This is a genomic window from Clostridium sp. NSJ-49, assembly GCF_014287725.1.
Classification (GTDB): Bacteria; Bacillota; Clostridia; order Clostridiales; family Clostridiaceae; genus Clostridium; species Clostridium disporicum_B.
On sequence record NZ_JACOOP010000035.1, the window covers coordinates 16,828 to 38,819 of the forward strand.

Annotated in this window: 21 protein-coding genes and 1 other annotated feature; of the genes, 2 read left to right on the forward strand and 19 right to left on the reverse strand. The window is 29.5% G+C overall.

Annotation, left to right across the window (positions count from 1 at the left end; all coding sequences use genetic code 11):
• Window position 1: 1 nt before the first annotated feature.
• From H8S10_RS12375 to H8S10_RS12440, 14 genes are all read right to left on the reverse strand, one after another.
• A complete protein-coding gene (locus H8S10_RS12375; protein WP_055263435.1) occupies window positions 2-676 on the reverse strand; it encodes an electron transport complex subunit E in 675 nt (224 codons plus the stop codon).
• Window positions 676-1,701 (reverse strand): FMN-binding protein, encoded by a 1,026-nt coding sequence (locus H8S10_RS12380; protein ID WP_186839082.1) that lies wholly within the window; start codon window positions 1,699-1,701, stop codon window positions 676-678. Before H8S10_RS12380 ends, H8S10_RS12375 begins: the two co-directional genes overlap by 1 nt.
• Complete coding sequence (locus H8S10_RS12385) at window positions 1,701-2,624, reverse strand: RnfABCDGE type electron transport complex subunit D (protein WP_055263431.1); 924 nt, start codon at window positions 2,622-2,624, stop codon at window positions 1,701-1,703. The genes H8S10_RS12380 and H8S10_RS12385 overlap by 1 nt, the downstream gene beginning before the upstream one ends.
• 35 nt (window positions 2,625-2,659) lie before the next feature.
• A complete protein-coding gene (gene rsxC / locus H8S10_RS12390) occupies window positions 2,660-3,976 on the reverse strand; it encodes an electron transport complex subunit RsxC (protein WP_186839083.1) in 1,317 nt (438 codons plus the stop codon).
• Window positions 3,977-4,330: 354 nt separating this feature from the next.
• Window positions 4,331-5,443, reverse strand: a complete 1,113-nt coding sequence (locus H8S10_RS12395; RefSeq protein ID WP_186839084.1) for a C39 family peptidase — start codon at window positions 5,441-5,443, stop codon at window positions 4,331-4,333.
• A gap of 285 nt (window positions 5,444-5,728) precedes the next feature.
• Complete coding sequence (locus H8S10_RS12400) at window positions 5,729-6,094, reverse strand: hypothetical protein (protein ID WP_186839085.1); 366 nt, start codon at window positions 6,092-6,094, stop codon at window positions 5,729-5,731.
• Window positions 6,095-6,296: 202 nt separating this feature from the next.
• Window positions 6,297-6,506 (reverse strand): hypothetical protein, encoded by a 210-nt coding sequence (locus H8S10_RS12405; protein WP_186839086.1) that lies wholly within the window; start codon window positions 6,504-6,506, stop codon window positions 6,297-6,299.
• A 72-nt stretch (window positions 6,507-6,578) separates the two neighbouring features.
• On the reverse strand, window positions 6,579-7,769 hold the full coding sequence (locus H8S10_RS12410; RefSeq protein WP_186839087.1) for a pentapeptide repeat-containing protein: 1,191 nt from the start codon (window positions 7,767-7,769) through the stop codon (window positions 6,579-6,581).
• Window positions 7,770-7,870: 101 nt separating this feature from the next.
• Window positions 7,871-8,263, reverse strand: coding sequence for a hypothetical protein (locus H8S10_RS12415; protein ID WP_186839088.1), 393 nt, complete (start codon window positions 8,261-8,263; stop codon window positions 7,871-7,873).
• A 172-nt stretch (window positions 8,264-8,435) separates the two neighbouring features.
• A complete protein-coding gene (hydA, locus tag H8S10_RS12420) occupies window positions 8,436-9,821 on the reverse strand; it encodes a dihydropyrimidinase (protein WP_186839089.1) in 1,386 nt (461 codons plus the stop codon).
• 149 nt (window positions 9,822-9,970) lie between these two features.
• The gene (gene trpS / locus H8S10_RS12425; RefSeq protein ID WP_186839090.1) at window positions 9,971-10,984 is read right to left on the reverse strand and encodes a tryptophan--tRNA ligase; all 1,014 of its coding nucleotides are present in this window, start codon (window positions 10,982-10,984) and stop codon (window positions 9,971-9,973) included.
• Window positions 10,985-11,094: 110 nt separating this feature from the next.
• Window positions 11,095-11,340: a binding site (T-box leader), on the reverse strand.
• Between the two features lie 59 nt (window positions 11,341-11,399).
• Entirely contained in the window at window positions 11,400-12,338 is a 939-nt protein-coding gene (locus H8S10_RS12430; protein ID WP_186839091.1) for an L-lactate dehydrogenase, read from the reverse strand.
• 222 nt (window positions 12,339-12,560) lie between these two features.
• Window positions 12,561-12,866 (reverse strand): PTS sugar transporter subunit IIB, encoded by a 306-nt coding sequence (locus H8S10_RS12435; protein ID WP_055263413.1) that lies wholly within the window; start codon window positions 12,864-12,866, stop codon window positions 12,561-12,563.
• Window positions 12,867-13,105: 239 nt separating this feature from the next.
• The gene (locus H8S10_RS12440; RefSeq protein WP_186839092.1) at window positions 13,106-14,701 is read right to left on the reverse strand and encodes a hypothetical protein; all 1,596 of its coding nucleotides are present in this window, start codon (window positions 14,699-14,701) and stop codon (window positions 13,106-13,108) included.
• Between the two features lie 322 nt (window positions 14,702-15,023).
• Here H8S10_RS12440 and H8S10_RS18380 point away from each other — a divergent pair, with 322 nt between their 5' ends.
• Window positions 15,024-15,398, forward strand: coding sequence for a cytochrome b5 domain-containing protein (locus tag H8S10_RS18380; RefSeq protein ID WP_186839096.1), 375 nt, complete (start codon window positions 15,024-15,026; stop codon window positions 15,396-15,398).
• 93 nt (window positions 15,399-15,491) lie between these two features.
• A complete protein-coding gene (locus H8S10_RS12450) occupies window positions 15,492-15,638 on the forward strand; it encodes a hypothetical protein (RefSeq protein ID WP_172675728.1) in 147 nt (48 codons plus the stop codon).
• Between the two features lie 68 nt (window positions 15,639-15,706).
• Here the strand turns inward: H8S10_RS12450 and ssnA are convergent, their stop codons facing one another.
• The 5 genes from ssnA to H8S10_RS12475 all read right to left on the reverse strand — a co-directional run bounded on the left by ssnA (window position 15,707) and on the right by H8S10_RS12475 (window position 21,839).
• The gene (gene ssnA / locus H8S10_RS12455) at window positions 15,707-17,041 is read right to left on the reverse strand and encodes a putative aminohydrolase SsnA (RefSeq protein WP_186839093.1); all 1,335 of its coding nucleotides are present in this window, start codon (window positions 17,039-17,041) and stop codon (window positions 15,707-15,709) included.
• Window positions 17,042-17,056: 15 nt separating this feature from the next.
• On the reverse strand, window positions 17,057-18,271 hold the full coding sequence (gene dpaL, locus H8S10_RS12460) for a diaminopropionate ammonia-lyase (RefSeq protein WP_186839094.1): 1,215 nt from the start codon (window positions 18,269-18,271) through the stop codon (window positions 17,057-17,059).
• Between the two features lie 22 nt (window positions 18,272-18,293).
• Window positions 18,294-19,226: a carbamate kinase gene (arcC, locus tag H8S10_RS12465; RefSeq protein WP_186839097.1), complete on the reverse strand. Its 933-nt coding sequence runs from the start codon at window positions 19,224-19,226 to the stop codon at window positions 18,294-18,296.
• A gap of 164 nt (window positions 19,227-19,390) precedes the next feature.
• Complete coding sequence (gene ygeW / locus H8S10_RS12470) at window positions 19,391-20,584, reverse strand: knotted carbamoyltransferase YgeW (RefSeq protein ID WP_186839095.1); 1,194 nt, start codon at window positions 20,582-20,584, stop codon at window positions 19,391-19,393.
• A 52-nt stretch (window positions 20,585-20,636) separates the two neighbouring features.
• A complete protein-coding gene (locus H8S10_RS12475; protein ID WP_055263401.1) occupies window positions 20,637-21,839 on the reverse strand; it encodes a YgeY family selenium metabolism-linked hydrolase in 1,203 nt (400 codons plus the stop codon).
• Window positions 21,840-21,992: the final 153 nt, after the last annotated feature.

The following is a 21,992-nucleotide window of genomic DNA, read 5'->3' on the forward strand; positions in this document are numbered from 1 at the left end:
ATTAGCACCCTCCTTCTGAACCATGGCAAGCATCCTTACCTGGACATGCAGAACATCCTGCTTTTTTCTTTGATATACTGTAATTTGTAAGCTTATTAACTAATGCTATTAAGCATCCAAATACGAAGAATCCACCAGCTGGAGTAACGAATATACCCATTGGTTCGATTATATCTTTAGTTAAAGTGATACCCATCCAAGTACCTGAACCTAATATTTCTCTTATAGAACCTATAGCAAATAATGCTAAAGTAAATCCTATCCCCATTCCTATTGCATCTAAGATAGAAGCAAATACTTTATTTTTACAAGCAAACATTTCTGCTCTTGCAAGAATAATACAGTTAACTGTTATAAGTGATAAGAATACACCTAAAGACTTATAAAGTGATGGAAGGTAACTTTGCATTAAGAAACCTACAACTGTAACGAAACCTGCAATAATAACGATAAAGCTTGGAAGTCTAACTTCCTTAGGAATAAAGTTTTTAAGTAATGATATAACTATGTTTGAACCTATTAAAACGAAAGTAGTAGCTAGTCCCATTCCTAGACCATTCATAGCCATAGAAGTTACTGCAAGTGTTGGACACGTACCTAATAATAATACAAGTACTGGATTTTCCTTGATTATACCTTTAGTTAGAATTGATAAGTTACTTACTTTTTCCTTCATTATGCATCCACTCCTTTCACTGCTTCTATTGCAGCTCTAACTGCTTCATTTAATCCATTTGATGAGAAACTAGCTCCTGATACTACTATATCTTCTGCTAATTCAGCTTTTCCAACGAATTGACTTAAGAACTCTGCATCTGCAACTTGAGTTCCTAAACCTGGTGTATCATTTATTCCTAAAACTTTCACACCAGTAATGTTCTTATCAGCATCGAATCCAACTACTACGTTAATAGTATCTTCGAAACCTTCACCTGTTGCATCTATAACATATCCAGCTCCGTTTACAGCCTTAAGAGCAAATTTCACGTTGCTTCCTTCTACTGTAATTTCTTCGAAGCTATCTCCTTCAGCTAATACTTCTGGAGCTGCATTCATTACATCATCAATAGTAACTGCACTTGCAGATTTAAACTCTTCAGCTGGAGCTGCTGGTTTTTCTTCTGCTACTGGCTTGTCTTCAGATGGTGCAGCTGATGCACTTCCACCTTCTAATTGTCCACCTGATTTTATTATGTTAAACGCATCAAATGCATTTGTTATTGCTTCATTTAATCCCTTAGATGAGAATGTAGCTCCTGATACAGCATCACTACCATCTACTGAAGTCTTTCCTATAAATGTTGCTAAGAAATCAGCATCCTCAGTTACTTTTGTTCCGATACCTGGTGTTTCAGACATTTCATATACTTTAACTCCAGTAATCTTACCATCGTTATCTAATCCAACTAAAACACTCATATCTCCACCGTAACCTTTTCCGATGGCATTTATTACGTAACCTGCATCATTAGATGTTCCTATAACAGCTGGAACAGTTGCACTTGAACCTACACCTGCATCATCAAATCCTTCTCCACCTGGTAAAACATCTACTGCCATTGCTAACATTTCATCGCTTATAGCTGGTCCAGCTACACCTACACCTGTTAAGTTGTAAGTTAAAACTAATACAGCTGATACTACTAAAGTTATTAATCCAAGAACTAGCGTTGGTCTTAATATTGAACTTTGTTTGCTCATTATCTCTTACCTCCTAACGCTTTTAATCTAGTTGCCTTATCAATATATGGAACTAAAATGTTCATAAGTAATATAGCAAAAGATACACCTTCTGGATATGAACCAAATACTCTGATAAGAACTGTGATAAATCCACAACCTATACCGAATATTAATTTACCCATATTAGTAACTGGTGATGTTGAATAATCAGTTGCCATAAATATTGCTCCTAAGAATAATCCTCCACCTAAAATTTGAGCTAAAGGATTTACTCCTAAAACAGCAGTGAAAACAAATACTGTTCCGATAAATGCTACTGGAATTATTGGGTTTATAACTTTTCTATATACTAAGTATATTCCACCAATTAATAATGCTAATGCACTAGTTTCACCTAATGATCCACCTGTAGTTCCTAAGAACATGTTTAAAAGGTTTGGTGTTTCACCTGCAGCTATTTGAGCCATTGGTGTTGCACCTGAAACTGCATCTGCTACAGCAGCAATTTTTGGAGCTGCCCAGTTAGTCATTTGTGTTCCAAATGAAACTAAAAGTACTATTCTAGCTGTTATAGCTGGATTAGCAAAGTTTTGTCCAATTCCACCAAATAATTGTTTAACTATAACTATTGCTACAAATGAACCTATAACACACATCCATAGTGGCATAGTTGATGGTAAGTTAAACGCTAAAATTATACCTGTTACAACAGCACTTAAATCGCTGATTGTATTCTTTTTATTCATTATTCTTCTACTTAAATATTCAAAACCAACACATGAAGCTACACATACAGCTGTAACTAATCCTGCTCTTAATCCAAATATAATATTTGAAGCTATTAAAGCTGGTATTAAAGCTATTATTACATCTCTCATTATTGTAGATGTAGTTGTGCTACTTTTAACGTGTGGTGATGATGTTACTATTAGTTTTTCCAAAACAAATCACCCTTCAAATTAAATTTTATATGATATTATTTTTGCATAGCTTGTCTTACAAACATTTTAGCTAATTGATTCTTTTGAGCTAAATTACGTTTTGCTGGACAAACATATGAACAACATCCACAGTTCATACATAAGTTAACATCGTGAGCTACTAAGCTTTCTGCATTTCTTGCATCATATGCCTTTTCTAATGCAGCAGGCATTAAGTTTAATGGACATGCATATACACATTTTCCACATCTGATACAATCAGTTTCTTCTGCTGGAGTAGCATCCTTTTCATTTAAAGCGATAATTGCATTGTTATTTTTAACTATTGGTTGTTCTAAATCTGGTACTGCTATTCCCATCATTGGTCCACCCATTAATATTTTCTTGCAATCTGCTTTTAATCCACCACAGAATTCAAATACGTCCTTTATAGGAGTTCCTAATGGTACTATTACGTTCATTCCTTTATTTGCTCCAGTACCATCAACTGTTAATCTCTTAGAAACTAATGGCATACCTGTTTTTAAGTACTTAGCTATAAAGCTTACAGTTGTTACATTAAGTACAATTACACCTGCATCTGCTGGTAATTGTCCATCATTAACTATTCTACCTGTAGTTGAGTAGATTATTACTTTTTCTGCTCCTTGAGGATATTGAGCTTTAAGTTCTACAACATCAATTCCTTCATGTTTTTCACTTAATTCGCCTAATAATTTAATTGAAGCTGGTTTATTGCTTTCAATTCCTATGTAAGCATTTTTAATATTAATCCACTTCTTAACTACATTGATACCTTCAATGATATCTTCTGGGCTTTCCATACATTCTCTGTAGTCAGATGTTATATATGGTTCACATTCTGCCGCATTGATAACTAATGTATCAATTTGGTCTAAATTTTTAGGATTTAACTTGATGTGAGTTGGGAATCCAGCTCCCCCTAATCCTACTACTCCTGATTCCTTAACAGCAGCAATAAATTCTTCTCTAGAATTTACTACTGGAACCTTAACTTCTTCACTGATAGCTTGTTCACCATCAGACTCAATTACTACAGCTTTTGAAACCATTCCTAGTGCATTTCTGAATTCAGTAACTTGTTTAACTTTTCCTGATACAGATGCATGTATAGGAGCACTAAATGGAGCATTGCTCTCTCCTATCTTTTGTCCAACCTTTACTAAGTCACCCATCTTTACTAATGGCTCACATGGCGCGCCAATGTGCATACTCATCGGTATTGTTACAGTGCTTGGTACAGGCATAGAAACAGTTTTTTCTTCTGCAGTATTTTTTAAATGTTTTACAAAAATACCACGTAGACTTTTTGTACTTTTAATCCTTCCCACTAAAATCACCTTTTCCTGTAATTTCTTTTTTTGAATTAAATATTGTTAAAAACATATCTAATTTCAACTTGCAATAAATACAACCTTCCAGAGAGGTAAAATACTTCCAAAAGCTCATATTTATTAGCTTTAGTAAAAAATTTATTACTATATATTGTTTAATAACTCTTATATTATAGCATAAAAATTTAAACTTTCAATTTACTTGTTATAAAAAACACATTTTTTTAAAATTTTTTAAATGAAAGTTTTATTTAATTTGTAATTTTTTCTAAACATCTCTTTCATATTTCAACATAAAAATACATACCAGATTACATTTTCATAATATGGTATGTATTTATCCATTTTTAACTATGCTTTTTTATTTATTACATACATAGCATTGTTAGATTTACTCCAAGCTAATAAAAACTCTTCTAATTTATATTTTCTTCTTACACTCTCATTATTTTTTCCAGCTGGATCATTTACTACTACATAAGTTTGACCATTACTATCCGATGTTATTCCACAAACTACTATTAAATGCCCTGATGTTGTTACTGGTGAATTTTCTATATATGGATAGTCCTTATTATTTTCATCATTAGTATATTTAACACTAACTATTACTGGATATCCTTTTAAAATTTCTCTTTGTAATGCTTCTAATGATCCATATTCAATATAAGATTCATATCCAAGACTTCCTGCAAAAGCAACATTAAAAGTCCAATTTCCAAATCCTTTATACATATAGTCATAACAATTCCAGGCGACATCCTCAACCATTAAATTTTCTCCCATCCCATTTAACACCATAGTTAAACTTGTAGGACTACATATCCTAGATGCTATAGACTCTTCTCTTTCATACTGAGAGAAACACGGTGTTTCTATAGTATTTTCACAATATATTTCATCAACTTCTTTTGAAAAAACCTCTTTAGCTACTACTGTATCTATGAACGTTGCAGTTATTTGACTAATAGTAGGCGTGTTATTTGAATCTGCACTATATAGTTTAACTTTTATTTGAAGCTTTTTAGCTACATTATTACTTTTATCATTTAACACAAACACATCAGTATCAACTTTTGCTATTTCACATTTAGAATTAGCCGAACTACTATTTATTGTTGAACCCCATATTCCCCACGAAAGATACTCTGACCATTTTCCTATTGCTTTATTTCTTTCTACTACATAAACCCTTGCCAAAACTTCAATATAAGTATTCTCTGGAGTTTTACTATTCCATGATAGTATTAAATTAGTAAAATCTTCTGTATCTATTTCTTCTGATATATATGTTCCTAACTCACTATAAGTATCACCTTCTTTTAAAAGAGTTAGTACATCCTCTCCCTCTTCTTTACTAATCTCTATATCTTGTAGCTCTCCTTTATTAAATGTATCCTCTCCTTTTAACTTAATTAACCTTTTTGATTTCAACTCATCATTATTTTTACTTTTCGTACTCACAAACTCTTCTCCTTTAAAATTACTATTCTTTACAAACATAAAATACTTAAAACTTACTATAATAACTATAATACATAAAGCACCATAAAATATTGACCACTTTTTTCTCATTAATATATTATTCCTCTCAAACTCAACTCACTTCTTGCTCCATATCATTAAACTTATCATAAAGTATAACTATATTAATAGCAGAATCTATTTCTTTTTTATTCATAAAAAATACACCTCTAAAATTTAGCCGTAAATACTTAAACTAAAAAGGTGTATTATAATTCCATTTTCTTACATTCTATAAGTCATCATATCATCTATCTCTGTAACTCTTACTGAGTCTAAGCTTTCAATAATATTCATTATTTCACTAATTTCTTCTTTGTATATTTTAGCTATATTTCTTTTAATATAATTATATATTATATATTTTAATTCTTTATTAACATCTAAACTTAACTCTATTTCTATAGTAGATATGTCTTCATTCTCAAATGCATCTTCAATCTTATTAAAAAACAAATTATATTTTATTAATCTCTCTTTATCTATATCTAAAAAATATTTTACAAACTCATGATTAATCATAGAATCTCCTATAACTTCTAGAAATGTATTTACCTCTTTCCTTGACAATAATAATTTATTTATAATCATAACATCCTCCACCTAATAATTACTTAAATCTTTGAATCTATTTATACAATTACAAATTTAAATATAACTTTCCTTAGATTATATTAAGTAATTCTACAAATTATACCTATACATATTAATATTAAAATAATAAAGAAGTTGTTGATAACTCTCTTAAATAAGATCTTTACCAACAACTTCTGAATCTGTTATGCGTGTTTTATTATTCTTTTATTTCTTCTTTTTCTTCATCTTTATCCACTTTATCATCTTCTGAAGCTTCTAAACTACTATCAACTTCAGAATCTTCAATGTTATTACATGAGAATTTTTCAAAAGAAACTATCTTTTTTACTGGTGCAAGTAAAAAACCTACTGTTGCTCCTGCTAAGAAAGAAACTGCTCCAATTAAAACTTTTTCCTTGTTATCCACTTTTCTACCTCTATATATAAAATACTTCATACTTCTATACTATTCAAAACCTTAATTTATTTTACAAAAATTTTATCTTACTATTTTTCTAGTTACTGTACCTACTCCTATTCCTATTATTATTAATCCAACTAACATTTCTACATTTCCTAGAAATTCTGAAACCCTAACTGGTTCTATGCTACTAGATCCAACTCCTGAGAACATACCACAACTAAGGGTAATTGCTTTATGTATATTTAATAGATGGTAAGTTAAATCATTACTGTATATTTTATAATTTAAATAACTTATTATATTATCATCTATTTTTATTCCAAATATTAAATATAAAATTGCAAAAATTAATATAGTTGCTAATGCAAAAATAATTGAATATATAGGTCTTTCTCCATAACCACAAATTGACCAATATAAAAATGAGTTTATTCTTGGAAAAATTTTTAAAGTCTTTCTTTGCGTCAACTTACACAAATAATAGTACTCACCAAAGTTATTATTCAGATTATTTTCCTTAAATTTATCTCCTATTGTTTCATAGGTCATATATAACCCTTCATATTCATTTCTGTCTTTCTCTCTAAGCTTTATTTTGTCAAAAAATGTCTTTTCATCTAACTTACTCTTTATTTTATCAGTAAAATCTAAATCTATAATATATGTACTCATTATTTTTGCTCCAGATAGATCACAATCTTCTATTCTAATACGTTTTAATTCTGAGTCTATTATAATCAAACTAGTCATATCACTTAATAAAAAGTAAGTATTACTAATAAAACAACTACTAAATATACAGTAAGCTATCGTGCTTCCATCAAACTTAGCATATATTTCACAATTACTAAATTCACATGAAAAATTATCTCTTCTATTTAATGAAGGTTTCTTTTCACTTTCCTCTTTATAAAAGCTACAGTTTTTAAATATAACTCCTCCACTTTCAAATTTGCACTTTTTAAATATACACCCTATAAAATTACAATTTTCAAATTTTATATTACCAAAAGTGCAATTTTCAAATATAGTACAAACTATATCTTTATCATTGATTTTCTCATAATCTTCTTCATCTTTAATTCTTCCTATTCCAAAATGTTTATCTTCAAATTTTTTATAGCTATATTCATTATCAGGAATATAAATTTTGGGCAAATCTTTTGTTTCAATTAGTTTATTAAATATTTCTTCATTATTCTTTCTTCTTTTTTTTAACTGTTCTCCTGTTACTTGTCTTTCCTCTTTAAAATTTACATATGACACTATACATTCAACCCCTTATATAACTATTATGTTATTTATACAAGTACTTTATTCTTCTAAGTAAAACAAAAAGTACTTGCGCTTACACAAGTACTTTTTCCTTAATTAACTTCATTTGAATTATTGGTATCATTTTTATTGATACTATCTTCTATACTTTTATTATCTATATTGTTATTTATATCTTTAGGCTGAATATTAGTTACTGAATATATTTTATCTATTATAATATCGTATCCACCACATAACATAACTGTTACTATTAATGAATTAATAAAAACACCATAATAATATATTACTGTTTGCGTTGCTGTCTTTGTTACAAGTCCCATTATTATAATATGACTTATAGCTAGAAGAAAAGTATAAAATCTAGTTCTAATATTTTTAATTATAGGTAAATTCTTTGTAACAAAAACGATTAACTCTACAACAAAAAGTGTTCCTGTAAAACTTGCTAAAAAATCTGTAGTAACGAAATTATTTATTTCCATAAATTACTCCATTTAAATCTTTATAATTATTATATTTTAAAAATATTATTGTGTTCTTAAGTTAAATTATTATATTTTATTAAATATTTAAAGTTATATCTAAGTAATATAATTAAACTTTACTTTTCTTATATGATGATGGTAGTAATATTATGATTTATTTATATTTAAACTAAATTAAATTTACTTTATCTCTTTTAATAAACTTTCCTCTACCTTTTTTACCAATAAATTTTCCTTTATAATATATAATTTCACCATTACTTATAGTCATTATTGGATATCCCTTTACTTTAATTCCTTCATAAGCAGTATAATCCACATTTGAGTGTAAATTATTTGCACTAAGCACCTCTTCTCTATTAGGATCTATTATTACTAAGTCACCATCACTTCCAACTTGAATAGTACCTTTCTTAGGATATAATCCAAAAATCTTTGCTGGATTTGTTGCACAAACCTCTACAAATTTATTTATACTAATCTTCTCTTTCATTACACCTTCTGAAAATATTAATGGTATCCTCTCCTCAACACCAGGAGCTCCATTTGGACATTTAGTAAAATCATCTTTACCTAACTGCTTGTCTTTTGAAAATGAAAAAGGACAGTGATCTGTAGCTATAGTTTGAATATACCCTTCATTTATTCCCCTCCATAACTCATTACAATTATAACTTTTCCTAAGAGGAGGACTCATTATATATTTTAAACCTTCATTATTATCTAATTCATATTTCTCTTCATTCAATATTAAATATTGAGGGCATGTTTCTGCATAAACCTTTTCTCCTCTTTCTCTTGCCATCTTAATATAATCTAGCCCTAACTTAGTAGATAAATGTACCACATATAGAGGTGCATCTCCAGCTATTTTTGCAATATTTATCATTCTATTAACAGCTTCCCCCTCTGCCTCTTCAGGTCTACTCAAACAATGGTACTTTGGAGACTTTAATCCTTCTTTAGTAAATTTCTCTCTTAAATATTTTATACTTCCATGATTCTCACAATGTACAGTAGTAATACTGTCTAACTCATTTAATCTTTTAAATATTTTTACCATATCTTCATCTTCAATTTTATAGTCATATGTTAAATAAGCTTTAAAACTACTTATTCCTTCATCTTCAACTATGCTCTTCATCTCTTCTAGTATATTTTCATCTATATGTTGTATTACTCCATGAAAACTATAATCGATTACAGCATTATTATCAGCATATTTATGATATACATCTACTTGATGCTTCAAATTACAATTCTTAGGTCCAAATCCCATATGATCAACTATAGTTGTTGTTCCTCCACAAGCTGCTGCTATAGTCCCTGTATAAAAATTATCATTAGCTCTTGCTATACCTACATCAAGGTTAAAATGAGTATGTACATCTACTCCTCCTGGAATTATATACATACCTTTTGCATCTACTATCTTATCAGCATCTTTTAAAAGTTCTAATCCTATTTCACTTATTCTACCTTTTTTTATATAAATATCTCCATTATAAATATCACTAGCTGTTACTATAATTCCATTTTTAATCAATAAAGACATAATCATCAACCTCACTTTATATACTCTCTCACAATAATTTACGATATTATTCCATGAAGCTTATATAAAAAAAGACTGAATTTTATCAGTCTTTCTAAATAATAAACTCTTTACCCTATAGCATTTATATTTTCTTCTTTATACATTTATTACTTAAAATATTCAATTCCTATTGCTTCTCTTACTTCTTTTGTTGTTTTACTTGCTACTTCTCTAGCTTTAATGCTTCCTTCTCTTAATATCTTATATACATAATCTAAATCTTTCTCATATTCACTTCTTCTTTTTCTTATTGGCTCTAATTCTGCCTGTAGCACTTCATTTAAATAACGCTTTACTTTTACATCTCCTAAGCCACCTTGTTTGTACCGCTCTTTCATACTACAAACTTCCTCTTTATCTTTACAAAAAGCATCTAAATAAGTAAATACAGTGTTTCCTTCAACTTTACCTGGATCTGATACTTTGATATGGTTAGTATCTGTATACATGCTCATAATTTTTTTCTTAACCACATCAGCTTCATCTGATATATAAATAGCATTCCCTAATGACTTACTCATTTTTGCTTTACCATCAATTCCTGGTAATCTTCCTAAAGTATCTTCAGGAACCATTGCCTTAGGCTCCACTAATATATCTCCATATATAGAATTAAAGGTTCTAACTATTTCTCTAGTTTGCTCAATCATAGGCAATTGATCTTCTCCAACTGGCACTAAATTAGCTTTGAATGCTGTTATATCAGCAGCTTGACTTACAGGATATATAAAAAATCCAGCAGGTATACTGTTTTTAAAATTTCTTAATTTAATTTCCTCTTTTACTGTAGGATTTCTATTTAATCTAGCTACCGTAACAAGATTTAGATAATGCATAGTTAATTCATTTAACTCTTGTATTTGTGATTGTACAAATATAGTAGCTTTACTTGGTTCTATTCCAACTGCTAAATAATCTAAAGCAACTTCTATTAAGCTATTTCTTATCTTTTCAGGATTTCTTGCATTATCTGTTAATGCTTGCTGATCAGCTATCATAATAAAACTTTCATACTTTCCAGTGTTCTGTAATTTAACCCTGTTTTTTAATGAACCTATATAATGTCCTAAATGTAATTTGCCAGTTGGTCTATCCCCTGTTAAAATAATTTCTTTATTCATACTTTTTAACACCTCCAATAATTAAACTCAATTTGTAATCAAAGTAATACTCTGAATACTATTTTCTAATTTCTATACCATAAAAAAACAAAAACTCCATCCTATAAATATTATAGGACGGAGTTAATCCGCGGTACCACCTAAATTGTATAATTTAAAATTATACCTCTTAAATTCAAGTACTAACATACTTTACCTGCTATAAGGTGCATGTCACCATATCACATACTCTTATAAAAATTTCTGCTAATTCCTCTAAGGTCCATTCACTAAATTTTTTCTTGCTAAGATTTCACCATCCTTAACTCTCTTAATTGAATCTAAATTTAGTTACTTCTCCTTTTCATAGGATTAATATAATTCATTTACATATATTGTATAATGCTTTTATCATATATTCAATATTTTTATAATTTTATTTTCCATTTATTCTATCAATATATTCTCTCATTATTCTTGCAGATGAAGTAAACTTTTCTTTTTCTTCATCTGAAAAATCTACTTTAAGCACTTTTTCTACTCCATTTTTTCCTACAATTGTTGGAACACTTAAATAAGTGTCACTTACACCACAATAATCATTAAGAAGCGTTGATACTGTTAAAATAGTTTTTTCATCCCTTAAAAGAGCCTCCACTATTCTAACTAAAGCAACAGCAACTGCAAATGCTGTAGCTCCTTTACGATTTATTACTTCATAAGCACAATTCTTAACATCCTCTGCTATAACTTTTTCTGTTTCACAATCCCATTCTATTGAATTTTGTTCTGAAAAGCTTTTAACAGGAATAGTTCCAACTCTTAATGATGACCAAGGAACAAATTCACTATCTCCATGCTCACCCATTACAAAACCATCAATTGTTCTTCCATCTATCTCAAAATATTTTCCAAGTAAACTTCTAAGTCTAGCTGTATCTAAAACTGTTCCTGATCCTATAACTCTTTCTTTTGGGAATCCTGATAACTTATATGTCATATAAGCTAAAATATCTACTGGATTTGATACTACTAGTAATATTGCATTAGGACTTGCCTTAGCTATCTTAGGAATAAAATCTTTAAATATACCATAGTTTTTATCTACTAAATCTAATCTTGTTTCTCCTGGTTTTTGATTTAATCCAGCAGTTATAATAACAACATCAGAATCTTTAGTATCTTCTATTGTTCCTAAAGTAACATTACATGGTTTGCATAATGAACTTCCATGCATTAAATCCATTACTTCTCCTAAAGCCTTTTCTTGATTTATGTCATTTATCACTATTTCCCTTGCTATACCTTTTTGCAATAATGCAAAAGCTGTTGTTGCTCCAATTGATCCTGCTCCTATAATTGATATTTTACTCATAGCTTTCACCCCTTGATTTTATATTGTTAATAAGTGCTATTGTTTAATAATTGTTATTTTAGTATATTATACCATATATTTTTTGTAATAAAAAATAAATTCATTCATATTATTAACTTTATTAAATCTAATATTCATACTATTAAATAACTTTTATATTATTAACCTCTTTAAAAAAAATAAAGCCAAGAGATATCTTATTAATCTCATGGCTTTTATTCTTTATTTCTTTGCTATATTAAGAGCTAGATCTATTACTTTATCAGCATTTCTCATTCCATATGTTATATGATCTATAATTTGTACCGGTATTTCTTTAGGCTCTGCCATTTCTCTTACCTTTCTTATGTAGTGCTTAACTTGCGGTCCAAGTAAAATTACACTAGCTCCATCTATCTCTTTAACTATATCCGTATATCCAACTCCTGTAATATCTAAATCAAGATTTTTTTCAATAGATATTTTATTCATCTTATTTACTAAGTCTCCTGTAGACATACCGTTTAAACAAACAAGAACTATCTTCATCTTACTTCTTTCTCCTCCCACCTTAAAATATTATACGAATTCAAAATATCTTTCGTTTCCATATCCCTCTCCTTTGATAACATTTTCATTAATGGTGTTATTATAATTCTTTAAATTTATACTTCCACCTATAATATACTTATTTACATATCTCTAAATATATTCATCAATTTTATTTACATATTAAAAACCTCAAGCAATTCCACAACTTGAGGTTTTAGAATTTTTTAAAACTATCTTTACTCACACCTTGTTATAAGACTATATGAATCTTGTCTAATACTTATATCATTTATCTTTTTAATTGATATTTTTATTTTCCCTCCTACAACAGTATTAATATCTAAAAACTTATCAGTTTCTTTCTTTTCCTTTTCGATTTCTTTTTCCCAAATAAAAATTTTCTTATTTAATATTGCAGAGGATATTCTAACGATATTAACTTTATTCTCAATCTCTTTTTGTTCTACTTTAAGTCTTTTATATTCATTCCACATAATCTCCATAGAATCTTCCTCATTATCATTAAATAAACTTCTATAATCTTCCGCAATATCTAACTCAACTTTTTTCTTAGGATATTTTTCTACCTTCCATTCAAAAACTTTAGCTAAATATATTTGAAAATCACTTGATACATTATTTTTTTCTACTCCAATAGGATGATACAAACCTTTTTCATCAACTCTGTATTTTTTAATTATCTCTGATGTACCATCCACTATATATTTATTTTTATTAACTTTATCATTTTTATATCTATCTTTAATTATATTAGATATTATTCCCTGTCTTATCTTCAGCTCCTCTATTTTCCAAAGATATTCTGCTATACATTCTGCATCTAACAATCTCAACATTTTATTATTTGTTATATCTAACTTAGTTAAGTCCAGTGTAATAATTTCTTCCCCAAATACATTATTTATTGATTTAATTAATTTTCTTTTTTTATATTTTGCTTTAAGTTTATTGGAAAGCTTACACCACATAACTCCCATATTCAATTTACCATTTAGCACCAACGTATACTCTCTAAATATATAAGAATCTAACTTTAATTTATTTTCTTTATTTTTTACTTCTCCGTCTATTTTAACCTTAGCGAAGATATTTAATTTCTTACTTCCTATAACTATATCTTTTATCTCTCCATAACCAATTTTAGGTCTTATAAAAATGTAATTATCTTCTATCATATAGTTTTTTTGAGTTGTTCTTTTATAATCATAGCTATAATCCCAAAGTAATTTTGATTCTTTATCTTCCATTATTTCATTTAGTATTTGAATCAAACATTCAGCCTCTTCATTTTTTGAATTTGCTTTTATCTTTAACTTTCCCTCTTTAAATCTATTGCTTCTTTCATCAATACATAACGTTAATATATTCATTACTTTTATTTTTTCTTCAATATTAAAGTCTTTTTCTAATAAATTATATATATAAATATCACCCATTTGAGCTACTATTTCTTGTCCACTTTCTATATTTTCATTTTTAATATAATATAATGCTAAAGAGTATAAAAAATCTTCTTTTATTGCTTCATCGATTTTATTTTTCTTTATAGCTTTAAACTTTTCTTCATTTATAATTAAATCATCTTCAAAAACAACTATTTCACATTTATCATAGGATATACTTCTATGTCCTCTCATTCTTCTAGCTTCTTTTGTAATAAAATAATCATTACTTTCAATACTATAATCTTCACCTTTATCTGAAACTTTTTTTATTAAATAAAAATTACACATCTTATTTTCATATTCAGATATTTGAAGCTTTTCCCCTCCTAAATATTCCACTTCTAAAGACTCTTTACTTTTTAACATATTTTTCTCCTAAATATATCACTATGTAATAGTATATTTAGGAAAATAAAAACTTATGAACTCTAGTTCTAATATAAAATGTTTTTATAACAAAAATCTAGCTAAGTAATATTTAGCTAGAATAATATACTTTTTATTTACCACCCTACACCTAGATTATCAACTAATATCTAATAAATATTTTTATTAACAAGTTTAGAATAAATATCTTCCACTGAACAAATAATACTTATATCAAAGAATTATTTGTTTCAAAAATATATAAACTAAAAGGAGTAATCAATATGAAAAAACATTTCTCAAAATCTATTAACTTTTATTAATAACTTTACTAGTAGTAGGGCTTTTTGTTGGTTGTGATAATAAAACTACTAATGATACTACAAACAATAAACCGCAAACAGAAAACTCTACTAACAATACTACTAACAATTCTACTACAGATAATAAGGAATCAAGCAATTCAGGAAATGAAAAGACCTTTACTCTTGATGAACTATCTAAATACGACGGTACAAATGGTCAGCCTGCATATATAGCTGTTGATGGTGTTGTTTATGATGTAACTAGTAATTTTCCAAATGGTGAACATCATGGCTGTAAAGCTGGTACAGATTCAACTGAATCAATCAAAAAGATTTCTCATGGTTCTGCAATATTAAGTAACTCACCTGTAGTTGGAAAATTAGCACAATAGTAAAAGCTCGGCAATTAGCCGAGTTTTTTTTGCTAATACCGTTAATTGACTATATAATATTTATAAAATATTATATTAAGGAGGTTATCTTAAATGAATTCTAAGAACAATGAAGAAGTTATATGTCCAATTTGTGGAGAAATAATGGATAAATATCCTTATGCATATGATAATAATCAGTATGGTAAACTTTATTACAAATGTGATGTATGCGGCCATAAAGAAGTAAAAATTATATAGCTTATCATAATAAAAAAGTGCCTAGATAATCTATCTAAGCACTTCTTATTTTTAACTACTTTCTTTTATTAACTATTCAATCTATCCCAAAGCTTAGCTGATACCTCTCTTGATTTAGTTAATATTTCTTCTTCATCAACAGTTAATATTTTTCTATCTTTCATTACTACCTTACCATTAATTATTGTTGTATCTACTGACCTACCTGTCATTCCAAAGAATATATGTCCAAATAAATTATTTTCATTCATAACTGTAAGCGGATTATAATCTACTACTATTAAGTCAGCGTAAGCACCTTCTTTTAAAATTCCAACTTCATTTTTAAAGTACTTTGAAGCAATTTTACTATTATTCTTAAAGGCCATAGTTCCAGTTTCCATAAAACCTATATTTGGATTACAAAGATTGGCTTTATGAATTATATTTTCAACCTTAATAGATTCAAAAATATCACTTGTATAACCATCTGTTCCTAAGCCTACTGTTAATCCTTTTTCAAAAAATCTAATAACAGGTGCACATCCCACTGCATTTCCCATATTAGATTCTGGGTTATTAATTACAGTAGTATTAGTTTCTTTTAGAATATCCATCTCTCTATCATTTACATGAATACAATGAACTGCTAATGTCTTTTCACCTAAAATTCCATAATCATTTAGCCTTTCTACAACTCTCTTACCACTTCTATTTAAACTATCATATACATCTTCAATACCTTCTGCTACATGTACATGATACCCTACATCAAGTCCCTCCATAGCATCAACGCATTTTAAAAGGCTTTCATGACTTAAAGTAAAGGATGCATGCATTCCAAACATACCTTTTACCATATCATCAGTTCTACTATTGACATATTTTATAAAATCTATATTCTCCTTTATTCCAGCTTCTAATATATCTTTACCATCTCTATCAGATACTTCATAACAGAAACTTCCTCTTACCCCTAAATCTTCAGCAGCTTTTGCTAAAGTAAAAAGACTTCCTTCTACTGACATAGGACTTGCATGATGGTCGAAAACAGTTGTTACTCCATCTTTGATACACTCAATTAAAGTAGTATATGCACTATACTTGTTATCCTCTTCTGTAAGCTTTTTATCTATTTTCCACCAAACATTTTTTAATATATCTGTAAAAGACTTAGCTGGAGGATTATTTAGGTTTAATCCTCTTGCAAAAGCACTATAAATATGATGATGAGTATTTATAAGTCCAGGCATTATAACCTTTCCAGAAACATCTATTACTTCAGCTTGTCCGTATTTAACCCTTAATTCTTTGGTTGTACCAATTTCCTTTATAATATTTCCATCTATTAGAACAGCTCCATTTTCTATAAAAGGATTGTTTTCATCATGAGTAATTACTCTTCCATTACATACTAATATCATAACTATCTCCTAACTTTATTCTTTTCCGTATTCGCCTTCCCAAACAATCTTCTTATACTTATCTGGGTCTGTATCTCCTTCTGTACTAAACAATAATATTTTTGAGTTTTCGTCTAATCCTAAAGTATCTTTTAATTCTTTGTATTCAGTATTAGTCATGATTTCATATATAAGCCCTAAAGTTACTGCTCCTGATTCTCCAGAAACTACTTTAGTATCACCTTTCATTGGATTACCAAGAATTCTCATTCCATTTGCTGCAACATAGTCAGGACAAGAAACGAATAGCTTTGAATAGTTCTTAAGAACCTTCCACCCTATTGTATTTCCTTCTCCACAAGCAAGACCTGCCATAATAGTTGGCATATCTCCATCTACTACCCTAAGATTTCCATCATTAGCTACTGCTGATTTATAAAGACAAGCTGCTTCACTAGCTTCAACTATTGTAGTTTTTGGACAATCATCTCCAAATATAGATGCAAAGAATCCTTGAATTCCACCAGCTAATGATCCAACACCTGCTTGTAGAAATATATGTGTTGGCCTTTCTACTCCATAGCTTCTTAATTGATTTAATGCTTCAAGCCCCATAGTCCCGTAGCCTTCCATAATCCACGCTGGAATATCCTCATATCCATCCCAGGCAGTATCTTGAATAACTACACCATTATGCTCATCTGCGTACTTTGCAGCAAGCCTAACAGCTTCATCATAATTCATATCTGTTATAGAAGCATCAGCACCTTCTTTTCTAATATTCTCTAATCTAGTTAAAGAAGAGCCTTTAGGCATATAAACTACGGACTTTTGTCTTAATTTATTTGCCGTCCAAGCTACACCTCTTCCATGATTCCCATCAGTAGCAGTTACAAAAGTTATATCTCCTAATTCCTTTCTAACTTCATCTGAAATAAGCTTTTCATATGGAAGTTCTGATATATCTTTACCTAATCTTTGAGCCATATATTGAGCCATAGCAAAAGAGCCTCCAAGAACCTTAAATGCATTAAGTCCAAATCTATATGACTCATCTTTTATATAAATTCCACCTAAACCTAAATATTCACTAAGCTTATCTAATGCAACAAGTGGTGTTTCCTTATATTGTGGAAAACTAGAATGAAAGTCTCTAGCTTTCCTTATTTCTTTTTCAGATAAAAATTCTAAATCTATTTCTTCTTTATTATGAGGTAAAGTATTTACCTTCCATTTTATTTTTCCCCTCATTTCCCCATTCCCCTTTTATACTCTATTTGCTTATTCTTGTTCCTGTTTTACCAGCTATTCCATCCTTAGCTCTTTCTAATAGTGTTATTAACGCATAACGGCCTTCTTTTGATTCTGCAAATTCTATGGCAGCCTCAACCTTAGGCTTCATTGATCCAGGAGCAAATTGCCCTTCTTCTACGTACATTTTCATTTCTTCAACCTTTACATCATCAAGCCATTTTTGATTTTCTTTCCCGTAATTTATAGCTGCTTTTTCTACTGCAGTTAATATAATAAGGCAATCAGCATCTAATTCCTTAGCTAATTCACAACTTGCAAAATCCTTATCTATTACAGCATCAACACCTTTTAATTTACCATCTTTCTTTATAACTGGAATTCCTCCACCACCACAAGCAACTACCACGTGCCCAGCATCTGCTAAAGTTTTTATAGTTTCAATTTCTACTATGCTCTTAGGTTTTGGTGAAGCTACGACTCTTCTATATCCCCTACCAGCATCCTCTATTACATTTTCACCTTTTTGGACCATTAAATCTGCTTCTTCTTTAGTCATAAATCCGCCAATTGGTTTTGTTGGATTAGTAAATGCAGCATCATTTTTATCTACTTCAACCTGAGTTATTATTGTAGATACACTTTTATTTATACCTCTTTCTAGAAGTTCTTCTCTTAAGGCATTTTGAAGATCATATCCTATATATCCTTGACTCATTGCAACACAAACAGACATTGGACACAATGAATACTTAGGATAATTTTTACCAAGTTCTGTCATGGCCAAATTTATCATACCAACTTGAGGCCCGTTTCCATGAGAAACTATAACTTCATTCCCATCTTCAATTAAATCTATAATTGCTTTAGCTGTAGATCTTACAGCTACCATTTGCTCCTCCAAATTATTTCCTAAAGCGTTTCCTCCTAAAGCAATAACTACTTTGCTCATAATTTTCTCCTTTCAAAACCGTAACTTAATACTATAAATAATTAAAAAGGTAGCTTAGCCACTATTGAAAATTTACCTCCAATTAGTATTATCTTTTCTTTTAATACAGATGCTATTCACTACCTTTTAATTTAATAAAATTTCATCCTTAACTATTCTATAATATACTATTTTAATTTTCTAGCTTTATTATCATTTTCTAATTTAGCTAAAATCTCTTGAGGATTTTTAACCTTGCTTAAAAATATCATTGCAGCTATTATATATGGTTTGAAGCTAGCTTCTTTATATAAAGGATCTCTATATCTATCAAAAACAGATGCTGCTACTTCACCTGCTTCACAGCTTACACCAGTTATATCTGCAGGTAAGCAGTGTAAATAAAGTGCTGAGCCATCCTTAGTTAATTTCATCATTTCTTCAGTACATTCCCAATCTTTGTGATTAGCATTATGTGCTAATAATTCTTTTTCTAACTCCTTAATTCCCTCTAAATCACCTTTTCCATATAAGTCTGTACGTTTTTCCATTGCAACAAACGGTGCCCAGCTCTTAGGATATACTATATCTGCATTCTTAAATGCTTCTTCCATAGAATTAGTTTTAGTAAATGATCCACCTGACTTTTCAGCATTTCTTCTAGCTACTTCTTCAACATCTCCCATAACCTCATAACCTTCTGGATGAGCAAGTACAACATCCATACCAAATCTAGTTAATAAACCTATAATACCTTGTGGTACTGATAATGGCTTACCGTATGATGGTGAATAAGCCCATGTCATTGCAACTTTTTTACCTTTTAAGTTTTCAACTCCCCCAAATTCATTTATTAAATGAAGTGCATCTGCCATAGCCTGAGTTGGATGATCAATATCACATTGCAAATTTACAAGTGTTGGTCTTTGTTCAAGAACTCCATTCCTATATCCTTCTTGAACTGCTTCAGATACATTTCTCATATAGGTATTACCTTTTCCAATATACATATCATCACGTATACCTATAACATCAGCCATAAATGAAATCATGTTTGCTGTTTCTCTTACAGTCTCACCATGAGCTATTTGAGATTTACCTTCATCTAAATCTTGAACCTCTAAACCTAAAAGATTACAAGCTGAAGCAAAGCTAAATCTAGTTCTTGTAGAATTATCTCTAAATAAAGATATTCCTAAACCTGAATCAAATATTTTAGATGAAATATTATTCTTTCTTAATTCTCTAAGAGCTTCTGCTATAGTAAATACCCCTTGGATTTCGTCATCTGATTTTTCCCATGTTAAGAAAAAATCATTGTTATACATTTCCTTCAAATCTAATCCATTTAATTTTTCTATATACTTATCCATTAACGCCATATTCGTATTCTCCTTTTCTCTCACTTCTTATATATAAGTTTAAATATTTTAATTATTCTTTATCTTCACAATATAAAGTTGGAACTGCTGCATAAACTGCCGCACATTTAACTAAATCAGCTTTCCAAGTCTTTTCATTTGGCGCATGGGCTTCTTCCTCTTTACCTGGTCCGAATCCTATACAAGGTATTCCATATCTACCCATTATAGAAACTCCATTAGTAGAGAATGTCCATTTATCAACTTTAGGTGTTCCGTACATTCCTTCATATGCTTTAACCATAGCTTGTGTTGCTGGTGCTTCTTCTGGAATTACCCATGTTGGGAAGTAGCAATCTGTTGGATAAATAAGGCCTGTCCAGCTTGGTCTTTCATATTTATACATAGTAACTTCTGCATTATATTTCTTAGCAAAAGGTAAATTTCTTACTTCTTCTAAAGCCATTTCATAAGTTTCTCCATCTGTTAAACGTCTGTCTAATGAAATTGCACACATATCAGCTACTGCACAACGTGATGGTGAATTATAGAATATTTGTGAAACTGTTATTGTTCCTTTTCCTAAGAATGGATCATAATGTAAGTTATCATTTAATACTCTTATTTCTTGAAGTATATCAGCCATTTTATAAATAGCATTATCTCCTCTTTCTGGAGCAGAACCATGGCATGATACACCTTTAACTTCTACTCTTATCTCCATACGTCCACGTTGTCCTCTATAAATATTTCCGTTAGTTGGTTCTGTAATTACAACAAATTCTGGTTTTATTTCAGATTCGTTATATATATATTGCCAACAAAGTCCGTCACAATCTTCTTCTTGAACTGTTCCAGTTACTAGTACAGTATATTTATCTGATAAAAGCCCTAAATCTTTCATTATTTTAGCTCCATATGTTGCAGAAACTATCCCTCCTAATTGGTCTGATGCTCCACGTCCACCTATTTCACTTTCTGTTTCATATCCTTCATAAGGATCAAACGTCCAATTGCTTAATTCCCCAAGTCCAACTGTATCAATATGAGCATCATAGGCTATTAAAGTTTTACCTGTTCCCATATATCCTAATACATTACCCATTTTATCTATTTCAACTTTATCAAATTCTAAACTTCTCATTTCTTCTGCTATTCTTTTAATAACACCTTCCTCTTCAGAACTTTCTCCTGGTATAGCTATTAAGTCTCTTAAAAATCTTGTCATCTTACTTTCGTAACTCTTAGCACGTTCTTTAATCTTATTGAAATCCATAACAATCCTCCTACAAAGTTTTTTTTATTACAATTAGGGTTAATCATATTTCTTAACCCTTATATATCAAGGCCTTTATGGCCAAGATTTTTTATATCACTCAAATTTTTCAGTATCATTTTTGCTCCTTTGGATAAAACTAATAGCATATAC

Coding starts and splice junctions, on each gene's coding strand:
- H8S10_RS12450 (WP_172675728.1), top strand. CDS start 15,492: ATGAATTCTAAGAACAATGAAGAAGTTATATGTCCAATTTGTGGAGAA.
- trpS (WP_186839090.1), bottom strand. CDS start 10,984: ATGAATAAAGAAATTATTTTAACAGGGGATAGACCAACTGGCAAATTA.
- hydA (WP_186839089.1), bottom strand. CDS start 9,821: ATGTCTTTATTGATTAAAAATGGAATTATAGTAACAGCTAGTGATATT.
- H8S10_RS12440 (WP_186839092.1), bottom strand. CDS start 14,701: ATGTTAAAAAGTAAAGAGTCTTTAGAAGTGGAATATTTAGGAGGGGAA.
- ssnA (WP_186839093.1), bottom strand. CDS start 17,041: ATGATATTAGTATGTAATGGAAGAGTAATTACTCATGATGAAAACAAT.
- H8S10_RS12375 (WP_055263435.1), bottom strand. CDS start 676: ATGAAGGAAAAAGTAAGTAACTTATCAATTCTAACTAAAGGTATAATC.
- H8S10_RS12475 (WP_055263401.1), bottom strand. CDS start 21,839: ATGGATTTCAATAAGATTAAAGAACGTGCTAAGAGTTACGAAAGTAAG.
- H8S10_RS12430 (WP_186839091.1), bottom strand. CDS start 12,338: ATGAGTAAAATATCAATTATAGGAGCAGGATCAATTGGAGCAACAACA.
- H8S10_RS12380 (WP_186839082.1), bottom strand. CDS start 1,701: ATGAGCAAACAAAGTTCAATATTAAGACCAACGCTAGTTCTTGGATTA.
- H8S10_RS12415 (WP_186839088.1), bottom strand. CDS start 8,263: ATGGAAATAAATAATTTCGTTACTACAGATTTTTTAGCAAGTTTTACA.
- ygeW (WP_186839095.1), bottom strand. CDS start 20,584: ATGGCGTTAATGGATAAGTATATAGAAAAATTAAATGGATTAGATTTG.
- dpaL (WP_186839094.1), bottom strand. CDS start 18,271: ATGAGGGGAAAAATAAAATGGAAGGTAAATACTTTACCTCATAATAAA.
- H8S10_RS12435 (WP_055263413.1), bottom strand. CDS start 12,866: ATGAAGATAGTTCTTGTTTGTTTAAACGGTATGTCTACAGGAGACTTA.
- H8S10_RS12400 (WP_186839085.1), bottom strand. CDS start 6,094: ATGATTATAAATAAATTATTATTGTCAAGGAAAGAGGTAAATACATTT.